Annotated in this window: 14 protein-coding genes; 7 read left to right on the forward strand and 7 right to left on the reverse strand. The window is 69.8% G+C overall.

Translation table 11 applies throughout. The features are described from left to right. Positions 1-68: 68 nt before the first annotated feature. Entirely contained in the window at positions 69-2,735 is a 2,667-nt protein-coding gene (locus ACFY0P_RS29600; protein ID WP_388919568.1) for a family 78 glycoside hydrolase catalytic domain, read from the reverse strand. A gap of 22 nt (positions 2,736-2,757) precedes the next feature. Beyond that, a complete protein-coding gene (locus ACFY0P_RS29605) occupies positions 2,758-3,810 on the reverse strand; it encodes a LacI family DNA-binding transcriptional regulator (protein ID WP_388919571.1) in 1,053 nt (350 codons plus the stop codon). A 349-nt stretch (positions 3,811-4,159) separates the two neighbouring features. Here ACFY0P_RS29605 and ACFY0P_RS29610 point away from each other — a divergent pair, with 349 nt between their 5' ends. The 5 genes from ACFY0P_RS29610 to ACFY0P_RS29630 all read left to right on the forward strand — a co-directional run bounded on the left by ACFY0P_RS29610 (position 4,160) and on the right by ACFY0P_RS29630 (position 11,040). After that, positions 4,160-5,494, forward strand: a complete 1,335-nt coding sequence (locus tag ACFY0P_RS29610) for an ABC transporter substrate-binding protein (RefSeq protein ID WP_388919574.1) — start codon at positions 4,160-4,162, stop codon at positions 5,492-5,494. Beyond that, on the forward strand, positions 5,494-6,399 hold the full coding sequence (locus ACFY0P_RS29615; protein ID WP_388919577.1) for a carbohydrate ABC transporter permease: 906 nt from the start codon (positions 5,494-5,496) through the stop codon (positions 6,397-6,399). The genes ACFY0P_RS29610 and ACFY0P_RS29615 overlap by 1 nt, the downstream gene beginning before the upstream one ends. A 158-nt stretch (positions 6,400-6,557) precedes the next feature. Next, the gene (locus ACFY0P_RS29620; RefSeq protein WP_388919580.1) at positions 6,558-7,298 is read left to right on the forward strand and encodes a carbohydrate ABC transporter permease; all 741 of its coding nucleotides are present in this window, start codon (positions 6,558-6,560) and stop codon (positions 7,296-7,298) included. A 125-nt stretch (positions 7,299-7,423) separates the two neighbouring features. Then, positions 7,424-9,541, forward strand: a complete 2,118-nt coding sequence (locus tag ACFY0P_RS29625) for a beta-galactosidase (RefSeq protein ID WP_388919583.1) — start codon at positions 7,424-7,426, stop codon at positions 9,539-9,541. A gap of 83 nt (positions 9,542-9,624) precedes the next feature. After that, on the forward strand, positions 9,625-11,040 hold the full coding sequence (locus tag ACFY0P_RS29630; protein WP_388919586.1) for a glycoside hydrolase family 5 protein: 1,416 nt from the start codon (positions 9,625-9,627) through the stop codon (positions 11,038-11,040). Positions 11,041-11,197: 157 nt separating this feature from the next. On the opposite strand, the gene ACFY0P_RS29635 is transcribed toward ACFY0P_RS29630, so the two are convergent. The 4 genes from ACFY0P_RS29635 to ACFY0P_RS29650 are packed head-to-tail and all read right to left on the reverse strand — an operon-like array spanning position 11,198 to position 15,257. Next, a complete protein-coding gene (locus ACFY0P_RS29635) occupies positions 11,198-11,965 on the reverse strand; it encodes an SDR family NAD(P)-dependent oxidoreductase (RefSeq protein WP_388919589.1) in 768 nt (255 codons plus the stop codon). A gap of 37 nt (positions 11,966-12,002) precedes the next feature. Further along, complete coding sequence (locus ACFY0P_RS29640) at positions 12,003-12,995, reverse strand: transketolase family protein (RefSeq protein ID WP_388919592.1); 993 nt, start codon at positions 12,993-12,995, stop codon at positions 12,003-12,005. Further along, the gene (locus tag ACFY0P_RS29645; RefSeq protein WP_388919595.1) at positions 12,992-13,885 is read right to left on the reverse strand and encodes a transketolase; all 894 of its coding nucleotides are present in this window, start codon (positions 13,883-13,885) and stop codon (positions 12,992-12,994) included. Before ACFY0P_RS29645 ends, ACFY0P_RS29640 begins: the two co-directional genes overlap by 4 nt. A 16-nt stretch (positions 13,886-13,901) precedes the next feature. Continuing rightward, entirely contained in the window at positions 13,902-15,257 is a 1,356-nt protein-coding gene (locus ACFY0P_RS29650; RefSeq protein ID WP_388919597.1) for an MFS transporter, read from the reverse strand. A gap of 163 nt (positions 15,258-15,420) precedes the next feature. Between ACFY0P_RS29650 and ACFY0P_RS29655 the strand changes: the two genes are divergently transcribed. Together ACFY0P_RS29655 and ACFY0P_RS29660 are read left to right on the forward strand one after the other, a co-directional pair. Then, entirely contained in the window at positions 15,421-16,134 is a 714-nt protein-coding gene (locus ACFY0P_RS29655) for a GntR family transcriptional regulator (protein ID WP_388919600.1), read from the forward strand. 48 nt (positions 16,135-16,182) lie between these two features. Then, the gene (locus ACFY0P_RS29660) at positions 16,183-16,497 is read left to right on the forward strand and encodes an MEKHLA domain-containing protein (RefSeq protein ID WP_388919603.1); all 315 of its coding nucleotides are present in this window, start codon (positions 16,183-16,185) and stop codon (positions 16,495-16,497) included. 79 nt (positions 16,498-16,576) lie between these two features. Here the strand turns inward: ACFY0P_RS29660 and ACFY0P_RS29665 are convergent, their stop codons facing one another. Continuing rightward, on the reverse strand, positions 16,577-17,323 hold the full coding sequence (locus ACFY0P_RS29665; protein ID WP_388919606.1) for an SDR family NAD(P)-dependent oxidoreductase: 747 nt from the start codon (positions 17,321-17,323) through the stop codon (positions 16,577-16,579). Between the last annotated feature and the right edge of the window lie 38 nt (positions 17,324-17,361).

A 17,361-nucleotide genomic window follows, 5' to 3' on the forward strand; every position in this document is an offset into this window, starting at 1 on the left:
GCGGCCGCCGCCACGCTCAGGGCCGCGTTGCCGGGCCGGCAGCACGCCCGACGCCGGTCCCGCCACGTTCACCGCACGCCGACGCGTTTTCGTATCGTGGTCTGCCCCGGCCCCAACGGCGTTTCGGCACTGTCGGGAAGGATGACGGTGGCGGTGGAAGTCGGCGGGACGTCGACGGTGACGTGCAGTTCGTCGCCCTCGGTGCGCCATTCCACCGAGATGGTGCCGCGCGGGCTCTCGAACGTGCCGCGCGCCCAGTCGACCGACGCATGGGGTACGGGCGCGACGACGAAGCGCTCCCAGGCCACCGAGTTCCCGGCCTGCCGCAGTCCGAGGGTGTGGGTGTGCAGGAAGCCGATGACAGCGCCCTTGCTGTAGTGGTTGAGGGAGTCGTGGGCGACACCACTCTCGTCGACGCCGTCCCAGTCCTCCCAGACCGTGGTGGCACCGCGGTCCAGCATGGCGAGCCACGACGGTGAGGTGCGCTGGAGGAGCACCCGGTAGGCGAGGTCGGCGTGACCGGTGTCGGCGAGGACGGGCAGCAGGTGGGCGGTGGAGAGGAAACCGGTGCCCAGATGCGTGCCGGCCGCCTCGATGAGCGCGGCCAGCCGCGCGGCCACGGCGTCGCGCAGCTTGTCGGGCGCCAGGCCGTAGGCGAGGGCGCGGACGTAACTCGCCTGGGTGTCGACGGTGGTACGGCCACTGCCGTCGAGGAACTCCGTCCGCCAGGCTTCCATGATCCGCTCCGCCAGCCGGGTGTAGCGGACGGCGTCGGTCTCGCGGCCCAGAACCCGGGCGATCCTGGCGAGGGTGCTGGTCGAGCGGTACAGGAACGCGGTGCCGACCTCGCCCTTGTCGGTCTTCATCCAGGCCTCGGGCTCGTCGTCCTCCGGTTCGATGAGCGAGCCGTCCGCGGCGCGGGGCTTGGGCTCGCACCACTCACCCCAGTGGAAGGAGCCGTCCCAGATGAACTCCTCGTGCGGCAGAGGCTCAGCCGAGCGGGCCACCCGGGAAGGGTGGCGGGCGGTGCGGGCGGTGGTCAGCGCCCACTCGACCCAGCGGACCATCGCGTCCCAGTTCTCGTCGAGGACCCGGCGGTCGCCGTACGTCTCGTACAGCTCCCACGGCACCAGCACGATGGCGTCGCCCCAGCCGGCGGAGCCCGTCATCAAGTCCAGCCGCTGATCGCCGCGGAGCTTGATGCGCCGTCCGTCCGGGGAGAAATTGGCGATACGCCCGTCGTCCAGCTGGTCGTCGCGGACCGAACGCAGCCACTTGCGGCTGAACCCGGACACGTCGTAGAGACGCGTGGCGCTCGGGAGAAAGACCTGGTAGTCGCCGGTCCAGCCGATGCGCTCGCGGGTGGGGCAGTCGGTGGGCACGTCGACGGCGTTGCCTCTGAAGCTCCAGCGTGCGACCTCGTGCAGACGGTTGAGGTCCTGGTGGGAGCAGGCGAAGCTGCCGGTCGGACGCAGGTCGGTGTGGACCACCCGCATGGCAAGGCTCGACGAGTCCAGCGGCACCTCCCCGCGCTTCAAGCGGGCGTAACGGAAACCGTGCACGGTGTGACGGGGCTCGAAGACCTCGCCCGCGGCGCCGGAGGAGACGGCTTCGTCGTGCTGGACGAAGACGGTCACCGGATCGCCCGGCCGCTGGATGTCGAGGTGGGAGGTGGTCAGGTCGCCGGTCACGGGGTCGAGGTGTTCGCCGTGGTCGATCACCGTGCGGGTACCGGCCGGGCCGAGGTCGGTGAGGACGATCCAGCCGGAGGCGTTCTGGCCGAAGTCGGCGATCCAGGCGCCGTCCGGCAGTCGGGTGAGCGAGACGACTGGGCGGTCCTCGATGCGGCGCACGGGCGGGGCCGGGGACCAGTCGATCCGGGGTGCGGTGACGGCGTCCACGAGTACCGGCCGCCCGGGCCCGTACGGGAGCGTGAAGTCGGTGACCTGACCGTCCATCAGATCGGCCCGGGTGATGCGGCCCGGGGCGGAGGTCCAGCGCTCGTCGGAGCGTACGACCTGACGCGTCCCGTCGGCGTGCTCCAGATGCAACTCCAGCCGCGCGGCCAGCAGTTCACCCCAGCCGGCCGGCTTGCGGAAGGCGCCGACCCGGCCGCGGTACCAGCCGTCGGACAGCACGACCTCAATGGTGTTGGTGCCGGGGCGGACGGCGTCGGTGACGTCGGCGGCCTGGGCGTACAGGGTACGGTCGTACGACGTCGAGCCCGGCGCGAGTTCGGCGGTTCCCGCGCGCTCGCCGTTGACGAACGCCTCGTACACACCGAGAGCCGTCGAGTAGAGGCGCGCGCGGACCGTCTCGGTGGTGGTGAAGGTGGCACACAGGACGTGCGCGGGCCGGGTGCCGGGTGGGCGGTGGGCGGCCTGCGGATCGTCCGCGGGAGTGATCCAGTGCGCCGTCCAGTCCTCGTCGAGCAGCCCGGCCTCGAAGTCGTGCCAGGCGCTCCACTCGGAGACCTGCATGTCCGCGCGGGTGCGCACGCGCCACCGTACGCGCTCGCCGCTGTGCAGGGGTTCAGAAGGCCAGTCGACGTACAACCGACCGCCGGCGGTGGCGGTTTGGGTGGGCCGGCCGTCGATGTGGATCTCCAGCTCGTGGCCGGTCGAGGCCGTGGTGCCCGTCGGCGGCTTCCACGACAGCCGCGGACAGCTTCCGGAGACCGGGAACCGGTCGCCGCCGCAGTCGATGGTGAGGTCGTACGGAGCGGCCGTGGCCATCGCCTCCATCCCCGTCGGCCGGCTAATTGCCTTCACCCACATCGGTCGTCGCGCGCACCTGTCGCGTCGAGTCCCGGATCACCAGTCTCGTGGCCAGTTCGACGTGGTGGGAGTCGATGTCCTCCGCGGCGGCCAGCCGCAGGGCGGTGCGCAGCGCGACGGCCCCCATCTCGGGGACGGGGCCGTGGATCGTGGTCAGCGCGGGTGAGATCACCTTGGCCAGCGGGGTGTTGTCGAAGCCGACGACGCTGAGGTCGTCGGGCACCCGCAAGCCTCGCCGCCGAGCTGCTTCGATGAGCCCGGCGGCCAGTTCGTCCGAGGCGGCGAACACCGCGGTCGGCGCGGGATCCACGGCCAGCAGCCGTCCGCCGTGCTCGACGCCCTCCGCCGCGTGGAAAGTGCCGGCGTGACGGACCAGTTCGCCCGGCACCGGCGCGCCGGCCGCCTCCATCGCACTGCGAAACCCGTGCAGTCGGGCCTGGTTGGACCAGGCGTGCTCGGTGCCGCCGAGGAAGGCGATCCGGCGATGGCCGAGGGAGAGCAGATGTGTGGCGGCGGTGTGACCGCCGGCGAAGTTGGTCGCACCGACGCTGACGATCGAGCCGTCGGGCAACGACTCCGGGTCGAGCAGCACCACCGGCATCCGAACCCGGTTCAGGGCTTCGAGGATCGGGGGCGACAAGGTGTTCGCCGTCACCGTGATGACCGCGCGGCGACCGGCAGCGGCCAGGCCACGGGCCCAGGCGGCAGGGTCGGCCGCCGGGTCGACGTCGCCACGTCTGCTGACCACCACTGCCACGCCCTCACGGGCCCCGGCGTCCACCACGCTCTGGATGATCTCGGTGTGGTAGATGCTGAGCCGCTCGAAGCCGAAGAACAGTTCCACGGTGGGATGCGCGCGCAGATCGTCACGGTAGCCGCCGTAGTTGTGCTGGCGCATCAGATCCATGACCAGGTCGCGGGTCTGCTGGGCCACGTCGGGGCGCCCGTTGATGACCTTGGAGACGGTGGCCACCGAGACGCCGGCCTGCCGGGCGATCTGCGCCAGTGTCACTCGGTTGGAAACGGATGCCATGGTTCCCCCTATGACGATTCGGGCTGAGTATTCCTCGTGGGCAGCACATTAACACCGAAACTTTTTTCGTAGCGTCTGCCGCCCGTTAGGCGCCCTGGGCTGGGAGAAAAAGTCGCGCCTTGAGGGTTGACGAAGGTCACCACCCTCCCTAGCGTTCACCGTCAGCAAAGCGGTTCAGGAAAACAGTTTCGATCAATTACGCATTTATTTTTCGAACCGCGCCGCGCGAGCCAGTAGCGCCGCCGTTCTCTTTCGCCCGGCCGACCCACCGAGCAACCACGCTCCGCGTCGGACCGGATCACCTGGCACCCCGACACCTCAGTCAGCGACCCATGGAGGAGGACTCGCAATGAGGCGAGACCACAGTGCGGCGGCGGCTTCGCCGACCAGCCCCACCTTTCTGTCCCGGCGCGGCTTCCTCCTGGGAGCGATCGGTACCGGCATCGCCACCACCTCCCTGGCGGCCTGCGGTTCCGGCCGGTCGGCGGGATCGGGCGACTCGGAGATCGTGTTCATGAACCAGTCCCGCGGCCAGGCCGCGGCGCTGGCAGCGCTGGCCAAGCAGTACACGAAGCAGACCGGCGTGAAGATCAGGATCGACGACGTCGGCCCCACCGACTTCCTGACCAAGCTCCAGTCGAGCTCCCAGTCCCGCGACATGCCGGACGTCTACTCGGCGGTCGACTCGTTCTCCATGGCGCCCTACTACAAGGCCGGTTGGGCCATGGACCTCACCGACCGGATGAAGTCCGGCTGGGGCGACACCTTCCGGCCCACCACGCTCAAGACGTCGACCTTCGCGGCGGACAACCCGCAGGGAGTGCAGCCGGGCATCTACAGCGCCCACTGGGAGGCCCCCGCGCTGGGCATCTTCGTCAACTCCGCGATGTTCGAGGCCGCCGGTCTGGACCCGGACCAGCCGCCGGCCGGCATGAGCGAGTTCATCGACCAACTGCTGAAGATCAAGAAGTCCGGGAAGGGCCCCTTCTGGTTCGCGACCAGCCTGGTGAACCAGCTGGTCCAGGGCTACGCGTCCAACTACCTCACCGACGACGAGCTGAACGCCACCTTCATCGGCAAGTCCAGCTGGAAGAGCGACGGCTGGCGCAAGAGCCTGCAGATCCTGGTCGACCTGCGGGACGCCGGTGTCATCGCCACAGGCTCGCTTCCCTCCGGGAACAACGACAACCCCACCGTCGAGAAAGCCTTCTTCAACACCCAGGGCGTCGCGGCCGTCTTCGACGGCACCTCGGCCGTCGGTGTAGCCCGAGCGACCGCCCCGGACTTCACGGACTTCCGCTCCTTCCCGCTCCCCAAGGCCGACGACGGCACGCAGGAACCGCGGCTGGTCGCCGGTGCCGCCAAGGGCGCCGCGATCAACCCCAGAAGCAAGAACGCTGCCAAGGCGCTGAAGTTCGTCCAGTGGCTGACCGCGCCGGCCCAGCAGACGGTCTTCGCCCAGAAGGTGCCGCTCATACCCTCCGCGCGCGCGGTGTCCGACAAGCACATCCCCCAGCAGCTGGCCGGTATCGCCGCGAAGATCTCCGATGTCCAGCTCGTCCAGAACCAGATGCGGCAGCAGGTCATCACCGCCCTGCAGAAGGGAGCTCAGGCCATCGTGCTCAAGGAGCGCACGGTGGAACAGGTTCTCGGTGACCTCGACGCGGCGCAGCGGAGCGCGTAGTGAGGCGCCGCACTCGGCTGCTGGCCGCCTGCCTCTTCCTGGCGCCGGCTCTGGCCATGATCGCCGTGTTCACGGTGGTCCCGTTCGTGCAGGGCATCCTGCTGAGCTTCCAGTCCTGGGACGGGGTGAGCCTGGACACGCCGTTCGTCGGCCTGGCCAACTACCGCCAGGTGATGCACGACACCGGGTTCTGGGGCTCGATGAAGAACGCCGTCGTCTTCGGCGCCGTAGGGCTGCTCGTCGCCAACGCGGTGTCGATGGTCATGGCCCTGGCCGTGCACCGCGCCCGCCGCGGATCGGCGTTCTTCCGCACCGTCTACTACCTGCCCGGGGTGTTCTCCACCGTGGTGGTGGGCGTGATGTTCTCCTGGTTCCTCGACCCGAACATCGGAATCGTCAACCAGACGCTGAAGACCCTCGGCCTCGGCGGTCTCCAGCACAACTGGCTGGGCGACCCCAAGACGGCCCTGATCGCAGTGGCCGTCGTGTTCACCTGGTACCACTGGGGATTCGGCTTCATCCTCTTCCTCGCCGGCCGACAGGACGTGCCCAAGGAGCTGTACGAGGCCGCGTCGCTAGACGGAGCACGGGGCTGGGCCCAGTTCCGTCACATCACCTGGCCCGGGATGTCCCATGTCACCGGCATCGTCAGCGTGCTGACCCTGCTGAGCGGCCTGCAGATCTTCGGCACGGTGCAGGTGCTGACCAACGGCGGCCCCGCCGGGCACACCGAGGTACCCACCCTGCACATCTACCAACAGGCCTTCCAGTACAACGAGTACGGCCCCGCCGCCGCGATGTCGGTCATCTTCGGGGTATGCCTGGTCGTCCTCGCCTGCGTCCAGCTGTGGGTCTCCCGCAGGCTCGGCGGAAGCACGGACTCCCCCGCGCAGAAGGGCAATTGAGGGTGAACACGCTTCTCGATGCGGCACCGAGGGCTAAGGCGGCAACGGCGCCGACGCGGGGCGCTCGACAACGCCGAATCCGACAGCGCGGCCCGCGGGTCGCGCTGTACGCCCTGCTGATCGCAGGGGCGCTGGAAGCACTGTTGCCGGTGCTGTGGATGCTGAGCGGATCCCTGCAGAGCGCCAAGCAGCTGTACAAGGGAACCGACCCCGTCCCGCACCCCTTCGAGTGGGGCAACTTCGCGACCGCGTGGAACGAGGGCGGTTTCAGCCAGTACCTGCCCAACAGTCTCCTCTACACGGCGGCCGCGGTCCTCGGCATCCTGATCATCTCGAGCCTGGCCGGGTACGCGCTGGCACGCATCGAGTTCCCCGGCCGAGGCGTCGTCGTGGCCGCCATCCTCATCATCATGATCATCCCGCTGCCGGCCTCGTTCATCGCCCAGTACAAGCTGATGATCACGCTGGGCCTGGCCAACACCCGCATCGGCTACATCCTCGTCCTCATCGCCGGCGGGCTGCCGATCTCCATCCTGATCATGCGCGGCTTCTTCGCCGGTCAGCCCAGGGAACTGGAGGAGGCCGCCGCCATCGACGGCGCCTCCCTGCTCGGCACCTTCTGGCGGATCATCCTCCCCCTCGCCAAGCCCGGCCTGGTCGCGGTGGCCGTCATCCAGGCCATGCAGGTGTGGAACGAGTACCTCATGGGCCTGGTGCTGTTCAACGACAGCTCGCTGATGCCGGTGCAACGCGGGCTCACCAACTTCGTCTCGGCGGAGTCCCCGCAACAGCAGATCCTGCTGGCCGCCTCCCTCATCGCGGTGCTCCCGATCGTCGTCTTCTACGCGATCGCGCAGCGCCACATCATCAGCGGACTGTCGGCGGGAGCACTCAAGTGACCCCGGCTCCCGCCGACCGGCTCGCCACTGCCGATCGCCTGCCCTGCCGGGGTCCGCCTGTCGGCGAAGGGGCCGTCAAGCAGTCATGCATCGTCAACTCTGCCTGTCCCCAGGAGGTTCGTTCCATGGCGGTCCTGCCCGCCCGCGTCCTTTTCGGCACCGCGTACTACCACGAGTACCGACCCCCCTACGGCACCGCATCGGCCGAGGAGCAGCTCAAGAGCGACCTCGACCTGATGGCCGAAGCGCACTTCACCGTCATCCGGGTCGGTGAGTCCGTCTGGTCGACCTGGGAACCGGAGAACAACGCCTTCGACCTCGACTGGCTCCAGCCGGTCCTCGACGGCGCCCACGAACGCGGCATCTCCGTCATCCTGGGCACCCCGACGTACGCGGTTCCGCCGTGGCTGGCGCGGCAGTACCCGGAAATCGCGGGTGAGCGGCGCACCGGCGAGCGCATCCCCTGGGGCGCCCGCCAGGAGGTCGACTACACCCACCCCGCCTTCCGCTTCCACGCCGAGCGGGTGATCCGCCGGATCCTCGCCCGCTACGCCCGCCACCCGGCCGTGATCGGCTTCCAGGTGGACAACGAGCCCGGCCTGGAGCTCTTCCACAACCACGGCGTCTTCCAGCGCTTCACCGACCACCTGCGCCACAGGTACGGCGACGTGGAGACCCTCAACCGCGAATGGGGCCTGGTCTACTGGTCGCACCGCCTGACCACGTGGGCCGACCTGTGGACACCGGACGGCAACAGCCAGCCGCAGTACGACGTCGCCTGGCGGGACTTCCAGGCCGCCCTGACCACCGAGTTCGTCGCCTGGCAGGCCGGCATCGTACGCGAGTACGCCCTGCCCGAGCAGTTCGTCACCACGTGCCTCTCCTATCCCCGCCCCGGGGTGGAGGACCACCAGCTGAACGAGGCACTGGACATCGCCGCAGGCAACCCCTACTACGGGATGCAGGACGCCCTGTCGCACAGCGCGCGGGCCTGGTCGGTCTCCCAGCTCGGGGACTGGATGTACGCCTCCCGCCAGGCCCCGTTCCTGGTCACCGAGACCAACGCCGGCACCATCGGCCCGACCTGGGACAACCGTCCCGCCTACGACGGCCAGTGGCGTCAGGCCGCGTGGGCGCTGGTCACGCGCGGGGCCCGGATGATCGAGTACTGGCACTGGCACACCCTGCACTTCGGCGCCGAGACCTACGTGGGCGGCATCCTCCCGCACAGCGGCAGAGCCGGTCGGCTCCACGACGAACTGGCCCGCCTGGGATCCGAGTTCGAGATCGCGGGCCCCCTGGTCGCCGGCCTCGAACCGGACGCGGACCTCACCATGGTCTACTCGACCCCGAGCAAGTGGCTGATGCAGAAGTACCCGCCACTGGGCAGCGACGGCGGGCCCGACCCGAACGCCTACCACGGCATCTTGGACCCCTTCTACCGGGGTGCCTTCCAGGAGGGCCGCCAGGTCCGCATCGTGCACGCGCGCCAGCTCCACGACCCGAGCGGTGAACGCACCGGCCCGAGCCCCGAGGAAGCAGCGCGCCGCCACCCCGTCCTCGTCGTCCCGGCCCTGTACCTGGCCGCCGACACCACGCTGGACTGGCTGGCCGCGTACGCGCACGCGGGCGGCCACCTGGTACTCGGACCACGAACCGGCTACGCCGACCACGAGGCCCGGGCCCGCCAGGAGCCGGCACCCGGGCGGCTCGTCGCTGCCGCCGGCGCGAGCTACGAGGAATTCAGCAACCTGACCTCCGACATCCCGCTGCGCGCGGCGCCGGGCAGCCCACTGCAGGTGCCGGAACGGGCCACGGCCACCCGCTGGATCGACGGACTCACCGTCCTGGACGCCGAGGTCCTCGCCGCATACGACCACCCGCACTTCGGCCGCTGGGCCGCCGTCACGACCCGTCGCCACGGCGCGGGCCGGGTCACCTGCGTCGGCACGGTTCCCGGCGACGATCTCGCCCGGGCGCTGGCCAAGTGGCTGGCGCCCACCCCGCGCAGCGGCTGGCGGGACCTCCCTGCCTCGGTCACCGCCGCCACCGGCACCTCCCCGGACGGACGCCGTGTCCACGTCGTGCACAACTGGAGCTGGGACCCCACTGACGTCACCGTACCCGTGGCGCTGTCCAACGTGCTGGACGGCAGGTCGGCACCCGCCGGCACGGCACTGCACCTGGGCGCCTGGGACGTACGCGTCCTCGTCACCGCCGACGACGAAGCCGCCTCAGCCTGAGGAGACGACTTCGTACCCACGTCGCCTCATCCGCCGATCGCCACGAACTCCGCCCGTCCTCAACCGCGAAGGGCCCCGCCCGTATGGCCACCCCACCCCCTTTCACGCGTTCCTCCGGCACGGTCGCGAGCCCGCTGCTCGGAGTGTCCGGCACCCGGATCGAGACCTCCGACGGCACCCCGGTGCGCCTCCGTGGCGCGGGACTCGGCGGCTGGATGAACATGGAGAACTTCATCACCGGGTTTCCGGGCAACGAGGCCGCGACGCGGTCCGCGGTGCGGGAGGTGCTCGGGGAACGCCGTTACGGACTCTTCTTCGACCGGTTCCTGACCGTCTTCTTCGACGAGGCCGACGCTGCACTGCTCGCCGGCAAAGGCGTCAACTGCCTCCGCCTGCCGGTGAACTACCGCCACTTCGAGGACGACGCCCGTCCCTTCGAGATCCGGGAGGAGGGCTTCGCCCAGCTCGACCGTGTGGTGGACCTGTGCGCGCGGCACGGCATCTACACGATCATCGACCTGCACTCCCTGCCCGGCTACCAGAACCACCAGTGGCACTCCGACAACCCCACGCACCTCGCGCTCTTCTGGGCCCACCCGCACTTCCAGGACCGGGTGGTGCGCCTGTGGGAGGTCATCGCCGACCGCTACAAGGACAACCCGTGGGTGGCGGGCTACAACCCGGTCAACGAGCCCGCCGACGACTCCGGACAGGTGCTGCCCGCCTTCTACGACCGCCTCGCGGGCGCGATCCGCGCGATCGACCCGCGTCACATCCTCTTCCTCGACGGCAACCAGTACTCAACCGACTTCGCCGGCTTCGGCGAGCCCATCGAGAACGCCGTCTACACCTGCCACGACTACGCCCGCGCCGGCTTCGCCCGCAGCGGCGGCTATCCCGGAGACACGGACGGCACCTGGATCGACAAGGAACAGGTCGAAGAAGCCTTCCTGCGCCGCACCGCCTATATGCGCAAGACCAACACCCCGGTCTGGGTCGGTGAGTTCGGGCCTGTGTACACCGGAGACCCGGCGCGCGACGAGCAGAGTGCCCGGCTGCTCGCCGACCAGCTGGAGATATACCGACGCCACGAGGCGAGCTGGTCCGTCTGGACCTACAAGGACGTCGGCCTGCAAGGACTCGTCCACATCGCGCCCGGCAGTGCCTACCACCGGCACTTCGCCGAGTTCATGGCGAAGAAGCACCGCCTGGGTGCAGAGGCCTGGAGTTCCCCGGACGGCGAGATCCGCGAGCTGGCCAAGCCGCTCGAACAGCTCATCACCACCGAGTTCCCGGGATTCTCCGGCAAGCCGTTCAGCACCCGTCAGTGGCTGGACGTCCTCCTGCGGCACATCCTGCTGGGCCAGCCGCTGGTCCAGGAGTACGCCGAACTCTTCCGGGGCCTCGGCGACGACGACGTCCTCGCCCTGGCCGACTCCTTCGCGCTGGAACAGTGCGCACAGCGCGACCGGCTCCTGGACCTGCTCGCCGGCGGATGAGGCACGGGCCCGACCCGGCGCGCGCCTCCTTCCGAGCCCCGCGCCCCAGAAAGGTCCTCAGCTCAGGGCGACCGCCGCCCGGATGAGCCGAGACCCCCTGCTCGCCCGGCCGTCGTCGCGCCCGGGCCCTTCGTTCGCCCGTTCCGCCCCGGCCTCGTCAGTGGATGTGGGACCCGCCGTTGACGTCATAGGTCGCGCCGGTGAGATAGCCCGACTCGGGCCGCGCCAGAAAGGCGATCACGTCGGCCACGTCCTCGACGCTCCCGATCCGGCGGACCGGAACGTCCGCGATCATGGCCGTCCTGCGTTCCTCGTCCAGCTTGCCCTGCGTGATGTCGGTGTCGATCAGGCCCGGCGCCACGGAGTTCACGGTCACACCGGAAGGACCCAGTTCGCGGGCGAGCGAGCGGGCGAAGCCCAGCAGCGCCGCCTTGGCCGCCGAGTACGCCACTCCCCCGAACACCCCGCCGCCGCGTTCGGCCGAGACGGACGACAGGAACACGATCCGGCCGAAGCCCCGTTCGGCCATCCCCGACGCCACGCGGTGCGTGACCAGGAAGCCGCCTCGAACGTTTACGTCGAAGATCCTGTCCCACTCCGTGGACGTCACGTCGAGGAAGCGGGTCGGGGAGGTGATCCCCGCGTTGTTCACCAGGACACCGACGGGCGGCAACGCCGCCTCCGTCTGCGCCAGCGCGGCATCGACCGCGTCGGCGTCGCAGACGTCCGCCGCCAGCCCCAGGGCTTCCACCCGGTGCCGGCCGCCGACCTCCCGGGCGGTCTCCTCGGCGGCCTCCTTGTCCAGGTCGAGTACGGCGATGTGGTAGCCGGACGCGGCGAGCGCGTGAGCGGTGGCGCGTCCGATGCCGCGACGGGAGCCGGCACCGGTGATGACGGCCGTGCGAGGGGTGCGATCAGTGGGCATGCGGTTCTCCTGAAGACGGAAGGAAGGGGAACGGGGTTCAGAGCGCACGGCGTACGCGCTCCTTGATCGCCTCGACGGAGAGCCCGTAGCGGTCGTGGAGTGTGGGCAGCGCACCCGCGGCGAGGAACTCGTCCGGCAGCGCGATCGGGACGATGTGCGCCGTCTGCCGGGCGAAGGCCAGGCAGGACGCCACGGACTCGGCGAGACCTCCGACGACACTGTGGTTCTCGAGCGTCACCACGAGGCGCCCCCTGGCCGCCTCCCGCACCACCGTCTCGCGGTCGAAGGGCTTGATCGTCGGTATGTGGAGGACGGCGACGTCGACGTGGTCGGCCGCGAGTTCCTCGGCGGCGCTCAGGGCACGGACCGTCATCAGGCCGGTCGAGATGAACAGCACGTCGCGGCCGGTGCGCAGCTGGGCCGCCCTGCCGACTTCGAACCGGTAGTCGTACTCGTCGAGCACCGTGGGCACGGCCCCGCGCAGCAGCCTCATGTAGGTGGGGCCCGGGTGAGCGGCCAGCGCCGGAACGGCCTGTTCTATGTCGACGGAGTCCGCGGGGTCCACGATCGTCAGTCCGGGCATGCCGCGCAGGATGGCGAGGTCCTCGGTGGCCTGGTGGCTGGGCCCGTAGCCGGTGGTGAGGCCGGGCAGAGCGCCGACGATGTTGACGCCCAGCTGCGGCTCGGCGATGTCGAGGCACAGGAAGTCGTAGGCGCGGCGGCTGGCGAAGACGGAGTAGGTGGAGGCGAACGGGGTCAGGCCCACCTCGGCCAGCCCGGCGGCCGTGCCCAGCATCACCTGCTCCGCCATGCCCATCTGGAAGAAGCGTTCCGGGTGGGCCTCCCGGAAGACATGCATGTCGGTGTACTTGGCCAAGTCCGCCGAGAGGCCGACCACGTCCGGGCGTTCGTCGGCGAGCCGTGCCAGGGCGTGACCGAAGGGGGCCTTGGTGGTGCGCTGTCCCTCTTCGGCTATGGAAGCGATCATCGCGGAGGTGGTGAGTCGGCGCTGGGGGGCCTGGGTGTTCATCGAGCGGTTCCCTCTTTCCGGGTGGCCGTGTGGTGGTGCTGCGCCAACTGGTCGCGGGCGATCTGCCATTCGTGTTCCTCGACCCGCATGAAGTGCGCCTTTTCCCGGTTCTCCAGCATCGGGACGCCGCATCCGATCCGGGTGTCGCAGATGACCACGGCAGGTGAACCACGGTGCTCGCGCAGGCTGTCGAAGGCTCCGACGAGCGCCTCGACGTCGTTGCCGTCCACCCGGACGGCGTGCCAGCCGAACGCCTCCCACTTGGCCGTGACCGGCTCGGTGCGCAGCACGCCCTCGGTGGGGCCGTCCGCCTGGAGTGCGTTGACGTCGACGATGGCCGTGACGTTGTCCAGGCCGTGGTGGGCGCAGGCCAGGGCGGCTTCCCAGGTGGAGCCCTCGTCCAGTTCGCCGTCGGAGAGCAGGTTGTAGACGCGTGCGGTGCTGCCCTGGTGGCGCAGGCCGAGGGCCATGCCGGTGGCGATGCCCAGGCCGTGGCCGAGGGAGCCGCCGGAGATCTCCATGCCGGGGGTGTAGGAGGCCATGCCGGACATGGGCAGGCGTGAGTCGTCGCTTCCGTAGGTGGCCAGTTCCCGGACGTCCAGCACACCGGCCTCCGCGAGCGCGGCGTACAGGGCGATCGCATAGTGGCCGATCGACAGCAGGAACCTGTCGCGCTGCGGCCAGTCCGGCTCCCCCGCACGGAAGTTGAGGACGTCCTTGTAGACGACGGCCAGGACGTCGGCCACGCCCAGCGCCTGTCCGATGTAGCCCTGGCCCTGGGTCTCCCCCATGTCCAGCGCATACCCGCGGATGCGGTGGGCGGAGTCGCGCAGCGCTTGCACGCGTCCGGTGGACGGCGCCCTCGTTTCGGGTGCCTCAGTGGAGATCACGATGGTCCTCTTTCTTTCAGTGAGCGGCAGGGAGAGCGGGCCCCGCCGTCGCGGGCGCGGTCAGGGCACGGTCGGCCGTCCGGCGCTCCTCGGCCCCCCAGGTCTCGCGCGTCTTCCAGGCCGCCAGGAGTCCCAGGAGCCCGTAGCAGCTGAAGAGGGCGGCAGGCCCCACCCATCCGGTGACGGAGTAGAGGGCGGTGGCGATCAAGGGTGTGAACCCGGAGACGACGGCGGAGAGTTGGTAGGCCAGGGAGGTTCCGGCGGTGCGGGTCCTGGTGTCGAACAGCTCGCAGAACCAGGCCCCTTGGACACCGGCGAGGCAGTTCTGGCAGAGGGCGTAGCTGATCACGAAGGCGACCAGGACGAATACGGCGGTCTCCGTGTTGACGAGCAGGAAGAGCGGGAAACCCCAGAGCACACTGACCGCGCAGCCCACGAGGTAGACGGGACGACGGCCGATCCGGTCCGACAGACGGCCCCAGAGCACGGTGGCCGCGATGCCGAGCGCGGCCGCGGTGACCAGGGCGGTGAGGGTGGTGGTGCTGGTGACGTCGGGAGCGTCGCCGTCGTCGAGGTAGGACAGCACGAAGGTGACGGAGACGGCGTAGCCCGCGGTCTCCGCGATGCGCAGGCAGAAGGCCCTCAGGACGTTGCGCCAGTCCTCGCGTACGACGTCGAGCAGAGGGTTCTTGACGACCTCGCCGGACTCCTTGAGCGCTTCGAACTCGGGTGACTCGTCGATCTTCAGGCGGATGAAGATGCCGACCGCGATCAGCACGGCGCTGAGCAGGAACGGCACGCGCCAGGCCCAGGCGTCGTCCAGGGTGTGCCGGCTGAACAGGAAGGCGAGGTTGGCGAGCAGCAGCCCGACCGGGAAGCCCGCCTGGGTGATCCCGGTGTACAGGCCCCGTCGGCGCCACGGGGCGTGTTCGAAGGTCATAAGGATGGCCCCGCCCCACTCGGCGCCGAAGGCGAGGCCCTGGATCACCCGGACGACGACCAGCAGGATCGGCGCCCAGATACCGACCATCTGATAGGTGGGCAGGCATCCGATCAGTACGGTCGCGATGCCCATCAGCAGCAGGGATCCGACCAGCACGGGCTTGCGGCCGACGCGGTCGCCGAGATGACCGGCCACGATGCCGCCCAGCGGCCGGGCGGCGAAGCCGATGCCCAGGGTCGCGAACGACAACAGTGTGGCGGACAGCGGGTCCGAGTCGGGAAAGAAGACATCGCCGAAGTAGAGCGCCGCCGCGGTTCCGAAGCCGATGAAGTCGTACGTCTCGATCGTCGCGCCGACTCCGCACCCCACGGCGACCCGCAGCCGCTCGGGCGACCCCTGTGGCGACTCCGGCGCTTTGGACTCAGCCATACCGGTCCTCCTTGACCGTAGGCAAACTGTTGTCTGTCGACTGTTAACAGTCGAGAGTCGATGCTGGGTCCGACGGCGAGAGCTGTCAACCCTGGCGGCCGAGATCGGCCAGGAAATGCCGACTGTCAACAGACAACACCGATTGGAGCTATTCTGATCACTCGTGGACTTCAAGGAGGGTTCGACCGTGTCCGGTCAGGCGCTGTCCAGTCTCACCCGCTCGACCACCCTCCGGGAGCGCGCGCTCGTGGCGCTGCGGACGGCCATCATCACCGGCCAGTACCGCCCCGGCGACCACCTCGGCGAGGTGGAGATCGCCGAGCACCTGTCGGTGAGCCGCGGCACGGTGCGGGAGGCACTCCGCCACCTCCAGCAGGAGGGGCTCGTCACGCCCGGCGCACGCGGCATGCTGCGGGTCTCCCAGCTCACGCCGACCGAGGTCCGGGAACTCTTCCAGGTCAGGGAAGCGCTGGAGGGCCTGGCGCTGGCGCAGATCATCGCCTCACCGCGCAGGAAGGAAGCGTCCGACGCGCTGCGCCGAGCGCTGAAGAAGCTCCAGGACGCCTTCGCGTCGGGCGCGGATCTGGCGGCAAAGGTCGAGGCCGACCTCGGCTTCCATCTCCTGCTGTGCGAGCTGTCCGGCAACTCGGTGCTGCTGAAGACATGGCGGCAGCTCGAGGGACCCATGCGCGTGGTGATCATGAGTGCAGCCGGCGAACGCCGCGAATCGGCCATGTCCGCGTCGGCCCATGAGCCCATCGCCGACGCGATCGCCCGCGGAGACGCCGCGACGGCCCAGGAGATCCTGCACGCGCACATGACGTCGGCGATCGCGCAGTTGGGCATAGAGACCGAGGGCGGGCGCGAGACCGCCTGATCGCACCGGTACGGCCCCCCGGGGCCGTCGGTGCGGGGCCGGGCCCTGATGCAGGTGGCGGATGTGTGCGATCGCAACGCCCAACAGTGCTTCGCATACTCCTGGACGGAGTTCGTGCGGCTCCCGTCCCGGCTGTCCGCGGCGACGGAAGGCCAGCACCACAGGGAGAAGTTCGTGCGATCGGTGACGGAACACTGCTGTGCGTCCGGCTACCGAGGTCTCGGGATCGCCAGGTCCGGCCGGAGATTCTGGTTCGAGGACGTCACCATGTGGAACCTGGTGGACGCCGACGGCACCCACCGTGGTGAAGCCGCCGTGTTCCGGTCGTGGACGGAGGCGGCACAGGCACGGACAGAGATTTGACACCGCCCGACTGCCACCCCGCCCCCTGCGGCGCGGGCGTCTGCGACCGCGAGGCATCCACCTTGAGCGCGTCCCCGTCCTAGCGGCGTGTGCTGCCGCCGTCCGCGACGACCAGCTGCCCCGTGATGAACGCGGCGTCGTCGGAGGCGAGGAACGCCACGACGCCCGAGACGTCGGCGGGCAGCTGGACGCGCTTGATGTCCTGGCCCCGCACGGTGTGCTCGAAGAAGGCCTCGTCCGTGTGGGCCACGGCCGCGGCCGTACGGACCAGGCCCGCCGCGACGCCGTTGACGGTGATGCCGTGGGCGGCGAGGTTGGCGGCCAGGACCGAGGTGAGTCCGTTCAGCGCGCCCTTGGCCGCGACGTAGGAGACGAAGGGTGGCGGCGGGGTCCAGTAACTGGACGACGTGATGTTGACGATCCGCCCCGCCCCGGACTCCCTCAGCTGCGGCAGGAACGCCCTGGAGACCAGGAAGGGGCCGTCCACGTTGACGGCGAAGGTGCGGCGCCAGTCGTCGTAGGTCACACGGTCGATGTCCGCGAGCAGGACGACGGCCGCGTTGTTCACCAGGATGTCGGCGCGGCCGAGCTCGGCGCGGACCCGCGCGGAGAACTCCTGGACCGCCCCCTCGTCGGACACGTCGACCTTGCCACCGAGGAACCGCCGACCGGTCGCCGCGACGAGTTCCCGCGTCTCTTCCGCCGGTTCGAGATCCGCGACCGCGATGTCCGCGCCCTCCGACGCCAGCCGGCGGGCGATCTCCTGCCCGATGCCGGCGCTGCCCCCGGTCACGACCGCCGTCCGCCCCGCCAGTCTCCCCGCCATGGCTCATCACTCCTCGCTTCGGCCCGCACGGGCCGTCA

It is taken from the genome of Streptomyces sp. NPDC001714 (assembly GCF_042892755.1).
Lineage (GTDB): Bacteria > Actinomycetota > Actinomycetes > Streptomycetales > Streptomycetaceae > Streptomyces.